Annotated in this window: 14 protein-coding genes, 1 riboswitch and 1 other annotated feature; of the genes, 3 read left to right on the top strand and 11 right to left on the bottom strand. The window is 36.4% G+C overall.

The features are described from left to right. Window positions 1–177 precede the first annotated feature (177 nt). Window positions 178–1,224 carry an AI-2E family transporter gene (locus IGJ02_RS05555; RefSeq protein ID WP_430603537.1) on the top strand — a complete coding sequence of 349 codons (1,047 nt, stop codon included), beginning with the start codon at window positions 178–180 and terminating at the stop codon, window positions 1,222–1,224. A 306-nt stretch (window positions 1,225–1,530) separates the two neighbouring features. Here IGJ02_RS05555 and nhaC read toward each other — a convergent pair whose 3' ends face one another. From nhaC to tyrP, 3 genes are all read right to left on the bottom strand, one after another. Next, window positions 1,531–2,901 carry a Na+/H+ antiporter NhaC gene (nhaC, locus tag IGJ02_RS05550; RefSeq protein ID WP_430603535.1) on the bottom strand — a complete coding sequence of 457 codons (1,371 nt, stop codon included), beginning with the start codon at window positions 2,899–2,901 and terminating at the stop codon, window positions 1,531–1,533. 147 nt (window positions 2,902–3,048) lie between these two features. Beyond that, window positions 3,049–4,905 carry a tyrosine decarboxylase gene (tdc, locus tag IGJ02_RS05545; RefSeq protein WP_430603533.1) on the bottom strand — a complete coding sequence of 619 codons (1,857 nt, stop codon included), beginning with the start codon at window positions 4,903–4,905 and terminating at the stop codon, window positions 3,049–3,051. A 51-nt stretch (window positions 4,906–4,956) separates the two neighbouring features. Next, complete coding sequence (gene tyrP / locus IGJ02_RS05540; protein ID WP_430603531.1) at window positions 4,957–6,363, bottom strand: tyrosine-tyramine antiporter; 1,407 nt, start codon at window positions 6,361–6,363, stop codon at window positions 4,957–4,959. Window positions 6,364–6,746: 383 nt separating this feature from the next. Then, window positions 6,747–6,950, top strand: a binding site (T-box leader). Window positions 6,951–7,002: 52 nt separating this feature from the next. Here tyrP and tyrS point away from each other — a divergent pair. Together tyrS and IGJ02_RS05530 are read left to right on the top strand one after the other, a co-directional pair. Then, window positions 7,003–8,271, top strand: a complete 1,269-nt coding sequence (tyrS, locus tag IGJ02_RS05535) for a tyrosine--tRNA ligase (RefSeq protein WP_430603530.1) — start codon at window positions 7,003–7,005, stop codon at window positions 8,269–8,271. A 528-nt stretch (window positions 8,272–8,799) separates the two neighbouring features. After that, entirely contained in the window at window positions 8,800–9,114 is a 315-nt protein-coding gene (locus IGJ02_RS05530) for a YerC/YecD family TrpR-related protein (RefSeq protein WP_010760824.1), read from the top strand. A gap of 145 nt (window positions 9,115–9,259) precedes the next feature. Here the strand turns inward: IGJ02_RS05530 and lpdA are convergent, their stop codons facing one another. The 8 genes from lpdA to IGJ02_RS05490 form a co-directional block, all read right to left on the bottom strand. Next, window positions 9,260–10,666: a dihydrolipoyl dehydrogenase gene (gene lpdA / locus IGJ02_RS05525; protein ID WP_010760823.1), complete on the bottom strand. Its 1,407-nt coding sequence runs from the start codon at window positions 10,664–10,666 to the stop codon at window positions 9,260–9,262. Window positions 10,667–10,673: 7 nt separating this feature from the next. Continuing rightward, on the bottom strand, window positions 10,674–12,323 hold the full coding sequence (locus IGJ02_RS05520) for a dihydrolipoyllysine-residue acetyltransferase (RefSeq protein WP_430603527.1): 1,650 nt from the start codon (window positions 12,321–12,323) through the stop codon (window positions 10,674–10,676). Between the two features lie 137 nt (window positions 12,324–12,460). Further along, complete coding sequence (locus IGJ02_RS05515; protein ID WP_010760821.1) at window positions 12,461–13,438, bottom strand: alpha-ketoacid dehydrogenase subunit beta; 978 nt, start codon at window positions 13,436–13,438, stop codon at window positions 12,461–12,463. 2 nt (window positions 13,439–13,440) lie between these two features. After that, on the bottom strand, window positions 13,441–14,556 hold the full coding sequence (gene pdhA / locus IGJ02_RS05510; RefSeq protein ID WP_025869280.1) for a pyruvate dehydrogenase (acetyl-transferring) E1 component subunit alpha: 1,116 nt from the start codon (window positions 14,554–14,556) through the stop codon (window positions 13,441–13,443). A gap of 571 nt (window positions 14,557–15,127) precedes the next feature. Next, window positions 15,128–17,764: a magnesium-translocating P-type ATPase gene (mgtA, locus tag IGJ02_RS05505; RefSeq protein WP_430603526.1), complete on the bottom strand. Its 2,637-nt coding sequence runs from the start codon at window positions 17,762–17,764 to the stop codon at window positions 15,128–15,130. Between the two features lie 595 nt (window positions 17,765–18,359). After that, window positions 18,360–18,528: riboswitch (M-box (ykoK) riboswitch) on the bottom strand. Window positions 18,529–18,609: 81 nt separating this feature from the next. Next, window positions 18,610–18,972, bottom strand: coding sequence for a DUF6483 family protein (locus tag IGJ02_RS05500; protein ID WP_430603525.1), 363 nt, complete (start codon window positions 18,970–18,972; stop codon window positions 18,610–18,612). A gap of 371 nt (window positions 18,973–19,343) precedes the next feature. Next, window positions 19,344–20,276, bottom strand: a complete 933-nt coding sequence (trxB, locus tag IGJ02_RS05495; protein WP_010760817.1) for a thioredoxin-disulfide reductase — start codon at window positions 20,274–20,276, stop codon at window positions 19,344–19,346. 345 nt (window positions 20,277–20,621) lie between these two features. Next, entirely contained in the window at window positions 20,622–21,350 is a 729-nt protein-coding gene (locus IGJ02_RS05490; protein WP_430603524.1) for a trypsin-like serine peptidase, read from the bottom strand. Window positions 21,351–21,532: the final 182 nt, after the last annotated feature.

Genomic DNA, 21,532 nt, shown 5'->3' with positions numbered 1-21,532 from the left:
TTGTATAATTTCGTTAAAAATAACATATAAAATAAACGTACTTCTTTTTAAAAACATCACTACTCTATCTCAAGTTATTTTTTTTAAAATTATCGATAAAACTGCTATCAAAAAATGTAAAAAAGCATTATAGTTATCTTACAAGATAATAAGTAACGTATTAAAGGAGCGAAGTCTGTGTCGATTTATGAAAAATTTGTTCAAAATGAACGCTTAAGACGTTTTTTTGTTTTAGCTGTTGTTATTTTTATTTTATTTTTAGCGAGAAGCATGATTACAATGATTTTATTAACGTTTATCTTTACGTTTTTAGCACTTCATTTTGTGAAATTTGTGCAGCAGTATTTAAAAGTGCCCTCTCTCATACTGGTTTTAGCCACTTATTCTTTGATCGTTTTTTTAGTCTATCTGGCCGTTACCAAATATGTGCCGGTTCTGATTCATCAATCTGTTCAAATGTATAATTCCGTCATCCGTTTCTACCAAACTCCGACGGATGATCATAATCAGCTTTTGATGGTCATTGATAATTATCTAGAAAAATCCAATTTAATGTCTCAAATCCAAAATGGTGCAAGTATCCTTTTGCGGTATGTTCAAGATATTGGGTCGATCGGTCTTTCTTTTATTCTCTCATTCATTTTAAGTTTCTTTTTTATGATCGAGAAAAAGCAAATGGCGGAGTTTTCTAAGTTATTTTTAAAAAGTGATTTTGACTGGTTTTTTCAGGATATTTACTTTTTTGCAGATAAGTTTGTAAATACCTTTGGTGTCGTGATGGAAGCTCAATTCTTTATTGCGGTTGTTAATACGGGGATCACAACGGTTTGTTTGGCATTGATCGGGTTTCATCAATTGCCAAGTTTAGCCATCATGATTTTTATTTTAAGCTTGATTCCTGTCGCAGGTGTGATCATTTCCTGTATTCCATTAAGTTTCATTGCTTATTCAGAAGGTGGCATCAATGATGTAATCTATATCTTAGTGGTGATCATTGTCGTTCATTTATTTGAGTCTTATGTATTAAATCCTAAATTTATGTCGAGTAAAACAGATTTACCAATTTTTTATACATTTGTTATTTTACTGATCAGTGAACGACTATTTGGTGTTTGGGGATTGATTGTTGGTATTCCGATTTTTACTTTCTTTTTAGATATTTTAAAAGTCAAACCGATCCATTCGGTTACTGAAAAACTCTCCGACCCACCAAATATAGAATAAAAAAAGCTTGAAAGATTATTTAAATGGTTGGTTGCTTGATAAAAATTTGACCAAAAGTGCTGTTTTGAAAAAAACTGGTATTACGGAAGCAACAAGATATCAATACTTTGATGAAAAAAACAGGCTATGCCTAGCTCTACCCGAAACACCCTTGGGATGCTATTGTGATTTATGGAATCACTCATCATTTAACTATCATAGAAATCGATGATCTTTTATATAGTGAAGAACTTAAAACGTTTGGAGATTAAATGAATCAAAAAAATACAACGTTATTCCTTTTGAGGAACACGTTGTATTTTTTATTTATTCTTTCGTTTTCTTTTTTCCAATAATCGTAAGGAAAAATGACAATAATGGCAACGCAAAGCAAAATACTGCATAAGGTAAATAATCCATTGTGGCAATTCCTAAGGTTCCTGAAATGAACACGCCACTCACACCCCAAGGAATCAACGGATTCACAACAGAGCCTGCATCATTCAATCCTCTAGACAACATTGTCAATGGAACCTTTTTTTCTTTGAATTTAGCAATAAATGACTTCCCAGGTAAAATGATTGAAAGATATTGTTCTCCAATTAAGACATTGATACCAATCGAACTCATCATGGTGATAAAAATCAATTTTTGACGAGAATCAATCACCGTTTCAAAGCGTTGTAGTAAGCAATCGATAATTTCCATTTTCACTAGTAATCCGCCTAATGCTAACGCTAAAATAATTAACGATACTGACCACATCATGCTTTGAATACCGCCTCTAGATAGCAGTTCATCCACTTGCGTGTTTCCTGTATGAGAAACAAACCCATTTTGGATAAGTTCTGCCGTCTCACCAAAAGAAAAATGAGTACTTGTAAAAAACAGTAAGATAAGGGATGCGCAAATACTCAACAACAAGGTTGGGATCGCTGGGATTTTTTTCCAAGCACAAACAAATAAGAGTGCTAACGGAATCAGTTCCATAAAAGAAATCGTAAAATTGTTATTTAATGTCTGAACGATATCATGAATACTTGTACTATCTAGCGCACCATCATAACGTAACCCCACGACTAAAAAATAACCAAACGAAAGGATTGCAGCTGGGATCGCTGTTTTATATGTATTTTTTAAATGGTCAAATAAATCGACTTCTGAAATAGCCGCAGCTAAATTCACTGTATCTGAAAGTGGAGAAATTGAATTTCCTAAAAAGGCCCCTGAAACAATGGCTCCTGTTGTTAATGCTGGATCAACACCAATCAAACTACCCATTCCTAAAAAAGCAATACCGATTGTTGAAATGGTCGTAAACGAACTTCCCACAGCTCCACCTACAATACCACAAACAATAAAAACAGTTGGAATAAAAAATTTCACTGATAAGAAAGAGAAACCTAAAACCATGATTGTGGGAATCGTTCCTACTGCGATCCAAACACTGATCAACGCACCAATCAAAATAAAAATCAGCATTGGAATAATGCCTGAAGTAACACCTTCAATCAACGCATTATGGACGAAATCCCAAGAAAATTTTTTATACACCGCAAATAACAATAAATAGCCGATTGCAAGCAATATAGCGACATGAGCAGGAATACTAAAACCAATAATACTTATGCCAATCATCAATAATAATGTTATTAATAAGAAAACTGCTTCGTTGAAATTTACCTTATATTTTTTCATATAGCTTCCTCACATTTTTATAGAGAGTTGGCTCAAGAGACTTCTCCCTCACTATTTCACCATTCCCTCTTATTTATTTTTTTATAGAAAAGCTGCAGCTGCGGTAAAGCTGTATTGTCGCCTTACCGCACCTACAGTTATTCAACGCTATTGCTCAGCGTAGATTGCTTCTAATTTTTCTTGAATTGCTTCTTTGATTTTTTCTGCATAGTCATCAAAGACTTCTTTGTCATTCATGTATGGTGACATACCGGCTGCACGTAAGATCGTTACTTTATCAGCACGTTCCCATTCAGCGCGAGAGAAACCCAAACTGTTTACAAATTCAAATGGACTATGACCATACTCTTCGATAGCAAAATCAGTATGTGATGTAATGAATTCATTGTTATATAAACCACCTTTTGCATAAGAGGCATAGTCGTAGAAATCATGATTTAATTTATTCATTTTTACAAGGTCAGTATTTCCTTTTTCATTAAAGACATAGTCGACCATATTAAAGTCTGGTTTTGTTAAAGCATGGATTTCAATTATCTTGTTGCCAACTTTAAATTCTAACCCATCGATAAAGTGATAGAAATGATAGGCTCCTTCAATACTTGCACCCATCAATTTACCATAACCAGTTACGTTTAATGGTAAGACTTTGTGGGCAGTCCAAACAGCAGCTGCAGTTGCACCAGCTTTAGATCCTTCAAGAATATAAGCACCTAATAGCGCTGGAATATCTGCCCCTTTTTCAAATACATATGTTGCAAAGTAAGAAATCACATCACGCATACGGATATCTTTAATTACCACACCACCAGCAGAATATGGAATATAGCCCATTTTATGTGGATCGATCGTTACAGATTCAGCTTGTTCGATTGCTTTGAATGATTCATAAACTTCTCTTGTCAACCAATCATTTTTTTCTTGGAAGATGTTATGTTTTGCATAAACTTCTTCGATCTTATCCCATTCGATGAATTGATCATTTTCATCTAAGAAGATTGAACGTCCATAACCGCCGTAAGCTGCATCAACATGCACGTAGAAGTAGATGCCTTCTTTGGCTAATTTATCTCGTAAAGCAATGATTTGATCAATACGGTCTACTTGACCTTCTTCTGTTGAGCCGACCACACCAACAACTCCAAGTGTAGGAATTCCTTGGGCTGCTAGATCACGAATTTGTGCTTCTAATTTATCGATATCCATGCGGTATTCACTGTTTACTTCACCAGCAATTACTTGGTCTAAACCAATACCGATAATGTCTGCCGCTTTTAACCACGAATAGTGTTTTGTTTGTGGTACGATCCATTTACCTAATTTGTCTAAGTTTTTACCACTACGAGCTGAATTAGCTTTGATTTCATCAAATTTATCTTGTAATTGATCTAAGATATCCAAAACTTCAGATGTAGGCATATTTAGTAATTCCCAATCAGATTTGCCTGCAACCATTTCTGGTGCAACAGCTTGAATCGCCCATGGCAATGATTTCATATTACGGGCATACCATAAACCTTCTAAGTTAGCGATCGAACCATCTGCTGCAATATGACCCCAGCCATCTTCGTAACCCATCAATGTCGCAAATTCTAGTCCAACTTCTTCTTCCATTTGTGACGTTGCTGGTGATGATTCATAAGCCACGTTATTGCCGTTCCAAAGCATTGCAGTTGTATAGGCGATAATTGATGGCATTAATGTTTCAGCGTTCATATGTCCCCAGAAACGGCCAGCTGAGTGCCATGGAAGTGATTCTGTACGTAAACGTGAAGATAATACATTGAAGACACTTCTCATATTATCCGCTGTTTCTTGGAAACTTTTAGAACTTCTGTCTTGTGGAGAAATAACAGGTAAATCTTGTGGCATATAATTTTGTCTCCAGCCAACATGTTCATCGATCATTTTGTTTAATAATTCTTTGAATAGATCAACGTTTTCGCCTTTGTCTCCTAGAAATAAAGCTTTTAAATTTGTATCATCAGTATTGAAATTTTTCATGATATTTTCCTCCAATAGTTTCATAATTGTTCATGCTGAAAATGTTATTTCTTATTTATTTGTTTTCTTCCATTCTGGTTTCTTTCTCTTATAAATGATTAATGCAATTCCGATCATAATCACAGTAGCCGCCACTTGGAAAATAATATATGCTACATGTCCGCTTTGAGGAACAGAGCTAGGTGGAATCAAGCTGACTAGAATTGTAACAACCACACTAACGATTGCTAAAACTGAGACAAACCACATCAAACCATTGCCTTTATTTCCTAATCTAAAGGGACGCTTTACTGTCGGCATACTGTAACGTAACTTAATTGCTGAAAGTGAAATCAATAGATATACCACACAATAAAGAATCGTCGTTGTAATCGTGATGATTAAAAATGCTGCACTGATATCTGGTACAACAACATATAAGAATGATACAAGTGAAATCACAATTGCTTGGATCATAACAAAAACAATTGGAATCCCTTTTGCGTTACGTTTTTGGAAGAATGGAGGTAAGTTTCCTTCTTCTGCTACTTTGATCATTGATTTACTTGGACCTAACACCCAAGCACTCAATTGCACTAACACACCGACTAAAATCATCAATGAAATAATATTATTGAAAATCGCTGGAATTCCTAAATCTTGTGTCATGATCACAAATGGTTGTGTGATGTTAGCAAGTTCCATTTTTCCAGCTGGTACACTATCTGCTACACTTAAACCAGCAGCTAAGTTAAACACAACTAATAGTAAAACAGATGCAATAACTGCAATTGGATAATTACGTTTTGGATTATCAATGTTATTTGCATGAACAGATGAAATTTCTACTCCAGCAAAAATGAAGATAATTCCTGTTAACGTTGGTAAGCTACCAAGGTCGCTAAAATCAGGTAACAACTTGCTTGCTTCAAAGTGACCTAAATAGCTATCCTGATTGATTCCATGTTTTGCCATATACATCATTCCTAAAATAACTAAAGCCACAAAAGGAATATAAACGCCAATCAAAGCGCCCCAGTCGCCCGCAATTTTTACCATATCAAATTTCAAATTCAACAACGTAATGCCCCAATAAGAAATCAATATCATGATAAAAATAAATAAATTATTGTGTCCTAAATCTGGACGGTCGATCACATAACCTAGCAGTACGCCTACGGTTGAAGCAACCATTACCATTCCGAAAAACATTTGTACCCATAATAACCATGACGTAACAAAACCCCATTTTTCTCCAAAAGCATTACGTACCCATACTTGCGGTCCGCCTTCTTCTGGCCAACCAGTTGATAACTCAGCTGAAATCAATGCAATTGGTAATGCAAAGCAGCAAGCTGCGATCAACATATAAAAAATTTGTGCCCATCCTGTTGATGCCAATGTTGGAACACTACGAACCGTTCCGAAAAAGGCCATGGTAATTCCAATTAATCCAAATAATGATAATTTCTTATTCATGTTTCTATTTGACCTCCTGATTAAATTTATTTTTTGTTTCCCACATGTGAAATCACTCCCAAAGTATAGGTAGCTTTAAGCCTCAAGTCAAAAAGAGCAGAATTAAAAAAATAACCTGTTATTTAACATTTATACACTTTATACAGCGCGTCAATGCTCCACCGCACTAAAGTATTTGTGTGAAAAAAATAACATAGAAGAGCTAATTGTAAAAAGGTCGTTCGCAATTGTTAGAAATTATACTTGTTACTTTCTACTTTCAAAAAACCTAGATTAAAGCGAAGTCTCTTTATATGAGAAACCCCTCATTTAAAAATAATAAAATAAAAAAAGAAGTATTTGACAAGTTGACTTATTTGTCGTAAAATTGCTACAAAATAACATATCAAACTTTAATAAAGCGAAGTAGCAAGAATGTCCCTATTTCAGAGAGTCAGCATTTAGTGAGAGTTGGCATATACATTTTTTTGTGAATTACACTTTTAGTTTCCTACCGTAAGTAGGCGTCTATCTACGATACAGATTTAAGAGGTATATGATGTTTCATATACAATTTGGGTGGTAACACGGCGAAGTTCGTCCCATAGGCTAATAGCCTATGGGGCGTTTTTTATTTTATTTAGGAGAGGAAGAAGAGACATGACAAACATTATTGATGAATTAGAATGGCGTGGTGCCATCAACCAACAAACAGATAGCGAAGGGTTGCGTGAATACGTTGAATCCAATAGCATTTCACTATATTGCGGCGTTGATCCTACAGGAGATAGTATGCATATCGGGCATTTGATTCCTTTTATGATGCTAAAAAGATTCCAAGCCTTTGGACATCATCCCTTTATTTTGATCGGTGGCGCAACTGGAACAATCGGAGATCCAAGTGGACGTACGACAGAACGTCAGTTACAAACAATGGAAACTGTTCAGCACAACGTTGATTCTTTAACAAAACAAATGGAAAAATTGTTTGCAGTAGATACAGATAACACATTGACTTTAGTGAACAACTACGACTGGACACACGATCTTACTCTATTAGATTTCTTGAGAGATTTCGGTAAATTCTTCAATATCAACACAATGCTTGCTAAAGATATCGTCGCAAGTCGTTTAGAAACTGGTATTTCATTTACAGAATTTACCTACCAAATTCTACAATCGATGGACTTTTTACACTTATTCCAAAATAACAACGTACGCATGCAAATCGGTGGTGCGGATCAATGGGGCAATATCACAGCTGGTCTAGACTTGATTCGTAAAAAAGAAGGTGCTGATGCAAAGGCCTTTGGTTTAACGATTCCATTGATGTTAAAAGCAGATGGAACAAAATTTGGTAAGACAGCAGGCGGTGCGGTTTGGTTAGATCCAGAAAAAACAACCCCTTATGAATTCTACCAATTCTGGGTAAACCAAGATGACCGTGACGTAATCAAATACTTGAAATTCTTTACCTTCTTAACAAAAGAAGAAATCGATGCCTTGGAAGTTAAAGTCCAAACAGAACCACATTTACGTGAGGCACAACGCGTACTAGCTGCAGAAATGACAAAATTCGTGCATAGTGAAAAAGATTTAAACGATGCATTAGCAATCTCAGAAGCGTTATTTTCTGGTAACGTAAAAAACCTAACCTCAAAACAAATTGAAGAAGGTTTTAAAAACATGCCTACCGTTGAAACAGAAACACTTGATCAAAATCTTGTAGATTGGTTGATCGAACTTGGTATTGAACCTTCTAAACGTCAAGCAAGAGAAGATATTTCAAATGGTGCGATTTCAATCAATGGTGACCGTATTAAAGAATTAGACTTTGTCGTTACAGCAGAACAGAGCTTTGATGGAAAATTCATTATTGTTCGTAAAGGTAAAAAACAATACACTTTAGTAAAATTACTTTCTAAATAAAAAACAGTTAGTCTATTTTGAAAGGGTGAAGTAAAACTGAAAATCAGTTTTACTTCACCCTTTCATATTTATTCTATTTACTGGACAAATTACAAAAAAGTTTTATAATAAAAAATGCTTGCTACGAAGTACATAGTGAATAGTATGAACTGATGTTGAAAAGTACAAGGTGTAGCGAAGTAGAACATTGTTACCAATTATTATCTAGCTATGCGAGTTAGCCTTTCGGGAAAAAGATAAAAAATGAATGAGACAAAAAAAGACTCAATCAATTTTTCCTATTTTCCTGCCAAGTCTAAACGAGTCCGCTTCGCTTTTGCTGAGAATCACAGTGAAAAAATTGAACTGATGATGAACAGTACAAGACTTTCGTAAGAAAGTGTTGATCATTAGTATTATCTAGCTACACAAATCAATCCTTAGGAAAATAGATAAATTGTTAGTGAAACAAAGAACGTTTCAATAACAATTTCCTAATTTTCTACAGGATTAAAAGATTTGTTCCGCTTTTAAATTTAGGAGGAACTTATGAAAATCGACAAGATACAAGACGGCCACGGCGATGAGTTTTTCCGTTCTCTATTAGCTTTAGAAACATTGGAGGATTGCTACAATTACTTTGACGACTTAATGACACTTAAAGAATTAGATTCTATGATTCAGCGGTTTGAAGTTGCAAAGCTACTACTATTAAACAAAACGTACAGTGATATCGCTGAAGCCACTGGCAGCAGCACTACAACGATTTCTAGAGTAAAACGAATTATAGATGAGGGAAACGGTGGATTACTTGAGATGGTTCATAGAATCGATGAACAAGATGACAAAGAACTTCATCGCTAAAAGTATAAGATAGGCTACAAAACTATAAAAAGACGTTTAAAAGTTGTGCAAGTACACTAACTTTTAAACGTCTTTTCAATAAAATGCTAAAACAAAAGACCGAGCCTGGCCAGCTCGGTCTTTCTTTGTGTGACAAATATGCTATTTAAATATGAATTGGCAAACCTAAAGCCAACTCAGAAGCATCCATAGTAATTTCCCCTAAAGATGGGTGTGGATGGATCGTTAATGCAATATCTTCAGCATTCATGCCAGATTCAACCGCTAATGATAATTCAGAAATCATATCACTTGCGCCAACTCCACCGATTTGTGCTCCGATAATGACATTGTCTTCGTTTGTTGTTACCAAACGTACGAATCCTTCAGTTTTACCTAAAGAAATAGCACGGCCGTTACCAGCGAATGGGAATTTGTAAGCAGTTGCTTCTAATCCCGCTTCTTTGGCTTCAGCAATTGTCATACCAACACTTGCTAATTCTGGATCAGTAAAGGCTACAGCAGGCATTGCTTTGTAGTCTACTTCTACTTTTTTACCAGAAATTGCTTCAGCAGCAATTTTTGCTTCGTAGCTTGCTTTATGAGCAAGCGCCGCTCCTGGTACAATATCCCCAATAGCGAAGATGTTTGATACGTTTGTTCTACCTTGTTTGTCCACTTTAACTAAACCACGTTCGCCAACTTCAACACCAGCTTGTTCTAAACCAAGATCATCCGTGTTTGGTCGACGTCCAACTGTTACCATTACATAGTCAGCAGTGACTGATTCTTCTTTGCCGTCTACTTCATATTTAACCGTTACGCTGTCGCCGTTGTCGATTGCTTCTTTAGCCATTGCTTTCGTTACAACTGTTACATTTTTCTTCTTGAAGTCGTCTGTAACTAGTTTAACCATATCTTTTTCATAAGTTGGTAAGATTGAAGGACTACCTTCTAAAATCGTTACTTCAGAACCAAGGTTCGCATATGCGCCACCTAATTCTGCACCGATAACGCCGCCACCGATGATAACAAATTTCTTAGGTACTTCTTTCAAGTTCAAACCACCTGTAGAATCTAAGACACGTCCGCCAAATTTAAATCCTGGGATTTCGATTGGGCGAGAACCTGTTGCTACGATTGCATTATTGAAAGAGTAAGTTTGCGCTGAATCTGGATGGATCACACGTAATGTGTTTTCATCAACAAAGAACGCTTCTCCTTCAATAATTTCGATTTTATGTTTTTTAAGAAGGAAACCAACACCGCTTGTCAACGTATTAACAACTTTATTGTCTTTCCATTCTTGTGTTTTTGTAAAGTCTAGCTCAACATCTTTGGCTGTTACACCAAACATAGTTGAATCTAGCGATTCTTGATAGTGGTGTCCAGCTGCGATCAATGCTTTAGAAGGAATACATCCAACGTTTAAACATACACCGCCGATAAACTCACGTTCAATGATCGCAACTTTTTGACCCATTTCAGCAGCACGAATCGCTGCAACGTATCCTCCAGGGCCTGAACCAATTACGACTGTATCTAATTCAATGGCGAAATCTCCTACTACCATTTGATAATCATCCTTCCATTAATAGTAATTCTGGATCAGCTAATAGACGCTTGATGTTGTTCATTGCTTTTTGAGCAGTTGCGCCATCAACAATACGGTGGTCAAAACTCATTGAAAGTTTCATAACACGTCCAACAACGATTTCACCGTCTGCATTTACAACTGGTTGAGTAGCGATCGTACCAACACCTAAAATTGCAACTTCAGGGTAGTTGATAACAGGTGTGAACCAGCCGCCACCAACTGAACCAATATTACTGATTGTGATAGAACCGTCACGCATATCCGCAGCAGTTAATTTACCATCAATTGCAAGAGCTGCTTTTTCGTTGATTTCATCAGCGATTGCAAACATGCTCTTAGTATTCGCATTTTTAACGTTTGGTACATATAAACCATGATCGGTATCTGTTGCAATACCAATGTTATAGTAATTTTTATAAACGATTTCTTGTGCTGCATCGTCAATTGATGCATTCAAGATTGGGAATTTTTGAACCGTTGCAGTCAATGCTTTCACAACGTATGGTAAGAATGTTAATTTCGTACCGTTAGCTGCTGCAACATCTTTAAATTTCTTACGGTGATCCCATAATTTAGATACTTCAACTTCGTCATGCAATGTAACGTGAGGTGCAGTATGTTTACTGTTCACCATTGCTTTAGCAATTGCTTTACGAGTTGGTGTCATTTTTTCGCGTGTTTCTGCTTCACCTAAATCAGAAACAAATGGTTTAGCAGGTGCTTTTGGTGTTGCTGTTTCAGTTGCAGTTGTTGCTTGTGGAGCCGCCGCAGTTTGTTCAGCTTGTGCTGGTGCTGCTGCTTGTCCGCCACCTGAAATAAAGCTTTCGATATCTGCTTTTGTAACACGTCCGCCTTTTCCAGTTGGTGCAACTTGTGTGATGTCTACATCTTTTTCACGAGCAAATTGACGTACTGATGGCATAGCCAACACACGTTTGTTTGGATCAGCTGCTGCTACAACACCTGTTGACGCTGCTGGAGCTGGTGCTGCTTGTTCTGTTTGAGCAGGTGCACTTGCTGCTGGAGCAGATGCGCTTGGTGCAGAATTATGTCCAGGTGCATCGATTTCGATCAATACATCTCCAACATTTGCTACTGTACCTTCTGGAACAACAATGTTTTTAACTGTTCCTGTAACTGGTGAAGGAATTTCTTCAACAGATTTATCGTTTTGAACTTCCAATAAAGTATCATCTTCGTTGATTGTATCGCCTGATTTAACGAACCATTTTACGATTTCGCCTTCTGCAATACCTTCACCGATATCTGGTAATTTAAATTGGAACACGCCGCCACTGCTGTCCGCTGCTGGTGCTTCTGGAACTGCTGCTGGTTGTGCAGGAGTTTGTTCTTGAGCTGGCGCCGCTGCTGGTGCTGCATCATTTTCAGGATGTCCAGGTGCATCGATTTCGATCAATACATCTCCAACATTTGCTACCGTGCCTTCTGGTACTACGATAGATTTAACTGTTCCTGTAACTGGAGATGGAATCTCTTCTACAGATTTATCGTTTTGAACTTCTAGTAATGTATCATCTTCATTGATGGTATCTCCTGCTTTAACGAACCATTTTACGATTTCGCCTTCTGCAATACCTTCACCAATATCTGGTAATTTAAATTGATAAGCCATTTTTTAAGCCTTCCCTTCCTTTATCGTATCTGTCTAACTAGTCATTTACTTAAAATAACAGCGCTAAATTTTCACGTGATAAGCTATCACGTGAAAATCAAGGCACGTTTTTAAAGTAAGATTTGTTTAGTCTCTAATTAAAATTCTGCGATTTCTCTAGCTTTCGCTTCGATATCTTTAGCATTTGGCAACCAAATGTTTTCTGCTTGTCCAAATGGGAAGATTGTATCTGGAGCAGATACACGGCCAATTGGCGCTTCTAGTGATAATACCGCACGTTCAGAAATTTCAGAAACAACCATAGCGCCAACGCCAGCTTGTTTTTGTGCTTCTTGAACTACGACTACACGACCAGTTTTTTCAACTGATTTAATGATTGTTTCAACATCTAAAGGAGCGACAGTACGTAAGTCAATGATTTCAACAGAAATATTGTCTTTTGCTAAGTTGTCAGCGGCTTTGATTGCTTCACGAACCATTGCACCGTAAGTAATGATAGAAATATCAGTACCCTCACGAGTCACAGCTGCTTTATCTAATGGTACTTCATATGCTTCATCCGGCACTTCCTCACGGAATGAGCGGTATAATTTCATATGCTCTAAGTAAACAACAGGGTCATTGCTTCTGATTGCAGAAATCAATAGTCCTTTTGCATCATATGGATTTGATGGAATAACAACACGGATACCAGGAGATTGAGCAATCAATCCTTCTAAGTTATCAGAGTGAAGTTCTGGTGTATGAACACCACCACCAAATGGCGCACGAACAGTAATAGGCATGTTACGTGTTCCACCCATACGGTAACGAGTACGAGCCATTTGACCAACGATTTCGTCAAATACTTCAAATACGAATCCAAAGAATTGGATTTCAGGAACTGGACGGTAACCTTCTAATGCTAAACCAAAAGCCAAACCACCGATTCCAGATTCTGCTAAAGGAGTATCGAAGACACGGTCTTCACCAAATTTTTCTTGTAAACCTTCAGTTGCACGGAAAACTCCGCCGTTTTTACCAACGTCTTCACCGAAGACCAAGACGTTTTCGTCTTTCTCTATTTCAAGAGCTAAGGCATCTGTAATTGCTTGGATCATTGTTTTTTGTGCCATGATTATTTCGACTCCTTCGCTTCGTAGAATGCAATTTGTTCTTTAATGTTTTGTGGTTGAACTTCAAACATATTTTTCAAGAAATCAGATACTTTTTGTTTTGGAACTTTATCTGCTTCTGCAATTGCTACTTTGATTTCTTCTTTAGTTTTTTCAATTACTTCGTTTTCTTTTTCTTCAGACCATAAGCCTTTATCTTCTAGATATTTACGGAAACGAACTAGCGGATCTTTTTGTACCCATTCGTCATCCATATCTTTTGAACGGTAACGAGTTGGATCATCACCTGATAATGTATGTGGACCATAACGGTAAGTTAATGTTTCAATTAAAACAGGACCATTGCCATTTGCAGACCATTCACGCGCTTCTTTAGCGATTGCATAAACTGCTAGTGGATCCATTCCGTCAACGACGATCCCTGGAATTCCAGCTGCTACAGCTTTTTGTGCTAATGTTTTAGCTGCTGTTTGTTTTTCACGAGGTGTTGAAATCGCAAAACCATTGTTTTGGATGATGAACACGCCGTTTGCATGATATGCTCCTGCAAAGTTGATTGCTTCATAGAAATCACCTTGTGAAGAACCGCCATCACCTGTATAAGTGAAGACAACGTTTTTCTTGCCGCGTTTTTTCATTCCTAAAGCAACTCCTGCTGCTTGGATGTATTGTGCACCAATGATGATTTGTGGTGGTAGAGCATTTAATTCTGGAGCATAGTGGTTACCCGCTACGTGGCCACGAGACCATAAAAATGCTTCTGTTAATGGTAAGCCGTGTTGAACTAATTGAGGTACATCACGGTAACCAGGTAATAAGTAATCTTCTTTTTCCATAGCAAATTGACTTGCTAATTGGCTTGCTTCTTGTCCAGCTGTTGGTGCGAAGAAGCCTAGACGACCTTGACGGTTCAGTGCAGTTGAACGTTGGTCTAACACACGTGACCAAACCATACGAGTCATTAATTCTACTAATTCGTCATCTGATAAATCCGGTACAGCATCTTCGTTTACGATTTTCCCATCTTTATCTAAAATTTGAAATGTTGGGAAATCAGCGTCGACTTTTTCCATAAGTGCTTTAAAGTCAATAGGTTTTTGTTTCTTTGCCTTTGCCATTTTGTCACACAATCCTCTCTGTTACGTTTCTTTTTTTCGTAAAAAGTAAAACAGCGTTAAAAACTGTATTACTTTTTATCGACTACACTTACAAATTATCACTAAACAGATAAAAGAGCAAGTAAAAAGTGAGCATTTCTTTAAATTTGATTAAAATACTCGAAACCTTTCGTACCAAAGGTTAGTGATTAAAATCACAAACAAGAAACCGTTTTACAAAAAGACTTCGCAATCGTATCTTTTGACAACTAGCTGTTATAGTCTCTGTGATCATTGTTATGCTACAGAAGATTTACATATTAGAAATTATTTACTAAAAAATGAACAGTGTTTTTCCAAACATAACAAAAAGAACAAAGACAAAATTTTTAGTATTTTGCCTTCGTTCTTTAAAAAACGAATATTAATAATTAAAAACCAGTTTTTTTTCACTCTTTACGAATAACAAACTCAATCACTAAGAAATTTTTCGTTATTTGGTCTAAAAAAATGACTCTTAAAAAAGTTGAATCAAGCGTTTAATTTCATCGAATCATCAACCAAACAAAATTGACCATCTTCTTTTTCTAAATCAAATCCACTCTTTGGTGATGTGGATATAGAGTCGTTTAGCAACTTCAACTGTAATCAAATATAGTACAATGATCAAAATGAACCAGCCCCAATAATTAGCTGGAAGTTTCACAAAGTCGAAAACCTCCCGAATTGGTGTCAAGACAATCAATAGTCCTAATCCAACAGCTCCTAAACTGGAAAGAATCACAGCTGGCGATGCTATACTTTGAATAAATGGCAATTTTCTCGTGCGAACCATTTGAACAACTAAGGTTTGACTGACTAACCCAACCACAAACCAACCTGTTTGGAATAAATGTTGACTTCCAATCGTATTGGCGCTAAAGACAAACCACATCACAAGATAGGTCATAATATCAAAAATACTACTTACAGGTCCAATGCATAAGGTAAATTTCATCAAACCGTTTGTTTCCCAACGTACTGGTTTCAATAAATCTTCTTCATCCACATTATCCCAAGGAATCGCTAATTGTGCGATATCATAAATTAAATTTTGAATCAATAATTGAATAGAAAGCATTGGTAGAAATGGTAAAAAGGCACTTGCAATCAAGATTGAGAAAACATTCCCAAAGTTAGAACTGATCGTGATTTTAATGTATTTCATCATATTACTAAAAACTTTTCGACCTTCAATCACACCATCTTCTAAAACGTTCAAGCTTTTTTCTAATAAAATAATTGAACTTGCATCCTTTGTAATATCGGCAGCTGTATCAACGGAAATCCCAACATCTGCTTTGCGAAGAGCTGGTGCATCGTTTATTCCATCTCCCATGAAACCAACTGTGTGGCCATTTTCTTGGAGTGTTTCTATGATTCGAGACTTTTGCATGGGATTTAATTTTGCAAATAAATTGGTTTTTTCGACTTCTTCTTTCATTTGTTCATCCGACATATTATCGATATCAGAACCAAGTACGACATGGGACACTTCTATCCCTACATCGCTACAAACTTTCTTAGCAACGATATCATTATCACCCGTTAGAACTTTTACATTAACCCCATGTTGATGTAGCGACTTGATTGCAGTGATCGCTGATTTTTTTGCAGGATCTAAGAATCCCATAAAACCGATTAGTGTCATCCCTTGCTCATCTTCCACACTATAAATGGCTTCGCTATGCACATCTTTTTTCACCGCTACGGCTAATGCGCGCATGCCTTGTTCATTCATACGAATATTAACTTCACGCATTCTTTTTTGTAATTCGGGTGTCAACGGTACGATTTCGCCATTGATTTCCGCATGTGTACAAACAGCTTCCATCTCTTCAACCGCACCTTTTGTGATCATAAATTGATGACCGTCCGCATTGACGACCACGGTCAAACGACGACGGGAAAAGTCAAACGGAATTTCATCCAATTTTGTCACTGAGTGATACGGACTTTGATTGCTATTTTCTTCATAAAAATTGATCACAGCGATATCCATTAAATTTTTCCAGCCAGTTTGATAATGAGAATTCAAAAAAGCCATATCTAATACTTGATCGTTGACTTTACCTAGTGGATCTAGGTGTTGCACCAAGACAACTCTGTCTTCTGTAATCGTACCAGTCTTATCTGTACAAAGAATATCCATGCTGCCTAAATTTTGAATAGAAGGTAATTCTTTCACAATCACTTTATGTTTAGATAAACTCAATGCACCTTTAGCCAAATTACTAGTCACGATCATCGGAAGCATTTCAGGCGTTAAACCAACTGCCACAGCAATCGCAAAGAAAAAAGCTTCGCCCCATTCACCTTTCGTGATTCCGTTAATTAAAAATACGATTGGAAACAGAACCATAACCATTCTAAGTAAAAATTTACTCACTTTTGTCAAACCGATATCAAAAGATGTTTTTCCACGTTGTGTTGTCGCATTTTTAGCAATATCACCAAAAAATGTATTTTGTCCAGTCTTCAAGATAATTGCTTTTCCTTGCCCACTCAATACGTCAGTTCCCATAAAAATCAAGTCCTGCATATCTAACGCGGAAACAGATTCTGAATTTTTATCGATACCAGCATCAACAAATTTTTCTACTGGCATTGATTCACCTGTTAAAGAAGATTGGTTGATAAATAAATCCTTTGTCCAAATCAGGACAGCATCTGCTGGAATCATATCACCTGTCGCAAGTGTTACAATATCCCCTGGAACAACTTCATCCATCGGAATTTCTTTGGTTTGACCTGCACGAGTTACAGCGGTTGTATTTTCGATGAGTTCTTTTAAATTCAGGCTTGCTTTTTGGGAACGATACTCTTGAATAAAGGCAATAATAACACTAGCTAAAATCATGATCCCCATTACAAGCGCTGCTTCAAAATCTTTTGTTGCAGCTGAAACTACCATCAATAAGGCTAATACATAAACAAATGGATCTTTAAATGCTTCTAAAAACATCATAATTGCTGGTGTTGGTTTTTGTGCGGACACTTCATTTGGTCCATACTCTTCTAAACGATGTTTAGCATCTTCTTCGGATAATCCCTTTTCTGAGGTACGAAGTTCCATCATCAATTCACGTTCAGAGAGCATTGCTAATTTTCTTAATTCTTGGTCTTTTGTTGTTTTCTTTATATCTGCTATTTTTTTGTTCATCATTTTCTTTTCCTCCTTTTGCTTCATCTTATTTAGAAAGGAAAAGAAGTATTATTTCAATCCCATCGTTTCTAAGATGAAGGCTACATTTCGATTATTTTTCCGCTGACTGGGGTCCTCCATGTGACTCTTCCTCTCTTTTGTTTATTTTGGAACGATGGATTTTTTTAACTGTTTGGTTGGCCTTTTGCTATCTGAATTATGCTTTCCTTCAGGCTTTTTGTTCGTTTTTGCGGAACTTCGCTCCTTATAGTCGCCAAGTACTGTTCATCATCAGCTCTGGCAAAGCCACTCGCTGTCCTTATATTCTTAGAGTCTCTGCTTTCTGCCTTTTTGTTTTCCCTTTACTTACTTGTTTCTTTTTGCGGAACTTCGCTCCTTATAGTCGCCAAGTACTGTTCATCATCAGCTCTGGCGAAGCCAGTCTCTGTCCTTATATTCTTAGAGTCTCTGCTTTCTGCCTTTTTGTTTTCCCTTTACTTGCTTGTTTCTTTTTGCGGAACTTCGCTCCTTATAGTCGCCAAGTACTGTTCATCATCAGCTCTGGCGAAGCCAGTCGCTGTGATTCACAGCAAAAACGCACACTCAACAATAGAGTGTGCGTGAAATAGCAACTTAAATAAAAGTTTCTCTATCGTTGAGCTTTAGCACTATAGGGCGTAGATAATTTCTTATCAGCTACGTTATGAATGACCTTCACGATCATTCCTGTTCAACCAACTAAGAGTCTCTCGATTCTTTCGCGGCAGCAGCATGTGTCCAAATAGGAGCCTCACCTAACAATTATTCAGTTATTGATCCGTAATCATCATAGTTCATATTTTTACAATTGTCAAAAGAAAAATAAATAAACAATAAATAGTCATTATTCGTTATGTTGATTGCCCTAAATCTGCTCTACCTTGACTGATTTCAGTTCTTGAGAAGTTTGCAGCTTTTAACTCTTCATCCGATAATTTATTCACCAAATCATAAAACCAATTACCTAATTCAAAAAACTGTTCGTCTGTCATTTTTTTAGATTCAGAAAATAATATATTTTCTGCTTGGTTTACTTTTAATGTTAAAACCAGTTCTAAAAGATAGCTTTGGATTGGAACAGAATAATTTTCTCCAGTACCTTCATCTGTGACCTGAATCACTGGCATGACTTGGACTTCTGACGTTTTTTTAAAAGGTTTAAACACAGCTGCTTTCACTTGCCTCATAAACCAATCTTTTTCGTATTCCATCATTGCGATTCACTCCTTTTCAACCATTGTTCAACTATTTTCCATTTCCCCTCATCTTATTCTAATCTTCTCATTTATTCTATCATAAAACATTATCTATTGTCAGAAAAGTTCAAGCGCCATGTTGTGAGATTGTTTTGTTTCTTTAAATGACTTACTGGAAACTCCCTCATTTTAGTATTTCCCTTTGTTTGACCCTTAACGCATAAATCCTTGTCCTCCTAACACTATATTTAAGCCCTTCTATTTTTGAATAGTAATTTTTTATTTTACGAATCAAACGTTTGTCAAACAATATAAAATAAATCTAGGTCAAAACTTATCAAGCTTTGACCTAGATCGTAAATGTTTAGTATTATATGATAGATTTAAATCTATTTAACTTCTTCCACTTCTGTCATATCTTCAATATATTTATAGACTTGTTGTCCTGCAATTCCGCCTTCACCAACAGCTGTCGTGATTTGACGTAACGTTTTTTCACGAACATCACCAATGGCAAAAACACCCGGCATACTTGTTCTCATATCTTGATCGGTTTCGATCCAACCTTCTGCATTTGTTAATCCAGATTTTTTAAATGGTGCTGTCAATGGATCAAGTCCAACGTAGATAAATACACCATCAGCATCGATTTCTTTCACTTCATCAGTCAATACATTTCTTAATTGACCACCAGTCACAACCATGTCATTTCCAAGGATCTCTTCTAAAACTGTATTCCATTCAAAAGAAATTTTTTCATTGGCAAATGCACGATCTTGAATGATTTTTTGCGCACGTAATTCATCACGGCGATGCACAATCACAACTTCTGAAGCAAATTGTGTTAGGTAGATTGCTTCTTCAACGGCTGAATCGCCGCCGCCGATCACTAAAAGTTTTTTATTACGGAAAAAGGCCCCATCACAAACTGCACAGTAAGAAACCCCACGGCCTGCAAACTCTTCTTCCCCTTTAACACCTAATTTACGGTGTTCACAGCCTGTTGCGATAATCACTGTTTTGGCTTGATAGGTTTTATCATCACAAATCACTTCTTTATAAGATCCCTGATCTTTGATATCCATCACAATGCCATATGCATTTTCAGTACCGAATTTTTCAACATTTTCATACATTTTATAAGCCAACTCAGGTCCCATGATCGAATCAAAACCTGGATAGTTTTCCACTTCAGCTGTATTATTCATTTGTCCACCTGGTGCACCGCGTTCGATCATCAATACTGAAAGATTAGAACGTGACGCATATAGCGCTGCAGTCATTCCAGCAGGTCCTGCTCCAATTATAATCACATCATACATATATTTTTCACCCTCCGAATTTTTCAAGTACACTTACTTTACAACTTAAAGGAGTGATTGTCTATATTTCTGCCCAAATTTATTCAGTTCATTATTCTATTTTTTTAATGAGCTTACTCAGTAATTTTTTTACATGCAGCAAAAAAGTAGTGAACTTTTTGGATCACTACTTTTTTTGAAAATTCACGTTAATTAACCACTCAAATTTAAGCAATATTGAATACCATGCAAAGCGGTAGACCCAAGATTTTTATTTTAGTTTATTAATGACTGATGCGCTAGTTTTTAACTTGTTCTACTTCCCCCGAATTTCTTTTGCTAAAACAATTAACTAAGTAACAATGATTATTTTAAATTTTCTGAAATGAAGTCATAGTTACGTTCTGTAAATTTCGCAGCACTTGTTTGAACACCTTTTGAATATTTTTCAAATAAGCGGATCCCGATTAAATTGCCGCTTCTGTCGAAAATTGGACCGCCGTAGTTTCCAGTTTTATTTGCTTGATTAAACCAAAAATTGGAAGCAACATTATAACTAATTGTTGCTTGGCTTTCCCACATTTCACCTTTTTTATCAGCGTCATATCCTGGCATAGTTACTTCAGTACAAACCAAGATAGATGGATTTTTCGTAACAGGAACAACTGAAACTACTTCACCGATATTTTGGCCATTATCATTTGCTTGTAATGTCAAAACAGCCATATTTTTCCAAGATTCTTCAAAGCTTACTGACTCAACTTGGAATGAACCAAATGGAGCATTTTCCCCATCTTTTCCTGGTGTAACAAAAGTCTTAGCAAGATTTTCACTGTTTTTTAGTCCTTCAACAACATTGTAAGAAGTAACTACTTTATTTTTAGCAATGACTGTACCAGTACCTGTTACACCATTAGCATCAATAAATGTAACGCTTTGGAAATGTCCTTTTGTTGTATCACTGACTTTTGCTTTGTTGTCAGTTAATTGTTCTCTTACTGGATGAGCTGCTTCTACTTGAGGAGCTGCTACAACTACGGTAGTTGATAGTACTGCTGTACAAAGTAATGCTGTTACTAAATTTTGAATTTTCAATTGATTTCCCCCTTCATTTTTAGACTATTTCTTTAAATAAATAACAATCGTCGTTGATTTTCTTGGGTCCACCGCTTTACATGATATTCAATAATCTACTTAAAGCCTATATTTAAGCAGAAGATAGGAACTTAAATTAACTATTTTTTCTGTTCACAATCATTTATTATTCTTTTTAAAGG

The sequence above is a fragment of the Enterococcus sp. DIV0724b genome (assembly GCF_050531475.1).
In the GTDB taxonomy this organism is placed as follows: Bacteria; Bacillota; Bacilli; order Lactobacillales; family Enterococcaceae; genus Enterococcus_L; species Enterococcus_L haemoperoxidus.
This window is presented reverse-complemented; position numbering and strand designations above follow the sequence as displayed.

Bases quoted from the DNA above. Each gene is read 5' to 3' on its own strand.
- nhaC (WP_430603535.1), bottom strand. From the start codon at position 2,901: ATGAAAAAATATAAGGTAAATTTCAACGAAGCAGTTTTCTTATTAATA.
- tdc (WP_430603533.1), bottom strand. From the start codon at position 4,905: ATGAAAAATTTCAATACTGATGATACAAATTTAAAAGCTTTATTTCTA.
- tyrP (WP_430603531.1), bottom strand. From the start codon at position 6,363: ATGAATAAGAAATTATCATTATTTGGATTAATTGGAATTACCATGGCC.
- tyrS (WP_430603530.1), top strand. From the start codon at position 7,003: ATGACAAACATTATTGATGAATTAGAATGGCGTGGTGCCATCAACCAA.
- IGJ02_RS05530 (WP_010760824.1), top strand. From the start codon at position 8,800: ATGAAAATCGACAAGATACAAGACGGCCACGGCGATGAGTTTTTCCGT.
- lpdA (WP_010760823.1), bottom strand. From the start codon at position 10,666: ATGGTAGTAGGAGATTTCGCCATTGAATTAGATACAGTCGTAATTGGT.
- IGJ02_RS05520 (WP_430603527.1), bottom strand. From the start codon at position 12,323: ATGGCTTATCAATTTAAATTACCAGATATTGGTGAAGGTATTGCAGAA.
- IGJ02_RS05515 (WP_010760821.1), bottom strand. From the start codon at position 13,438: ATGGCACAAAAAACAATGATCCAAGCAATTACAGATGCCTTAGCTCTT.
- pdhA (WP_025869280.1), bottom strand. From the start codon at position 14,556: ATGGCAAAGGCAAAGAAACAAAAACCTATTGACTTTAAAGCACTTATG.
- mgtA (WP_430603526.1), bottom strand. From the start codon at position 17,764: ATGAAGCAAAAGGAGGAAAAGAAAATGATGAACAAAAAAATAGCAGAT.
- IGJ02_RS05500 (WP_430603525.1), bottom strand. From the start codon at position 18,972: ATGATGGAATACGAAAAAGATTGGTTTATGAGGCAAGTGAAAGCAGCT.
- trxB (WP_010760817.1), bottom strand. From the start codon at position 20,276: ATGTATGATGTGATTATAATTGGAGCAGGACCTGCTGGAATGACTGCA.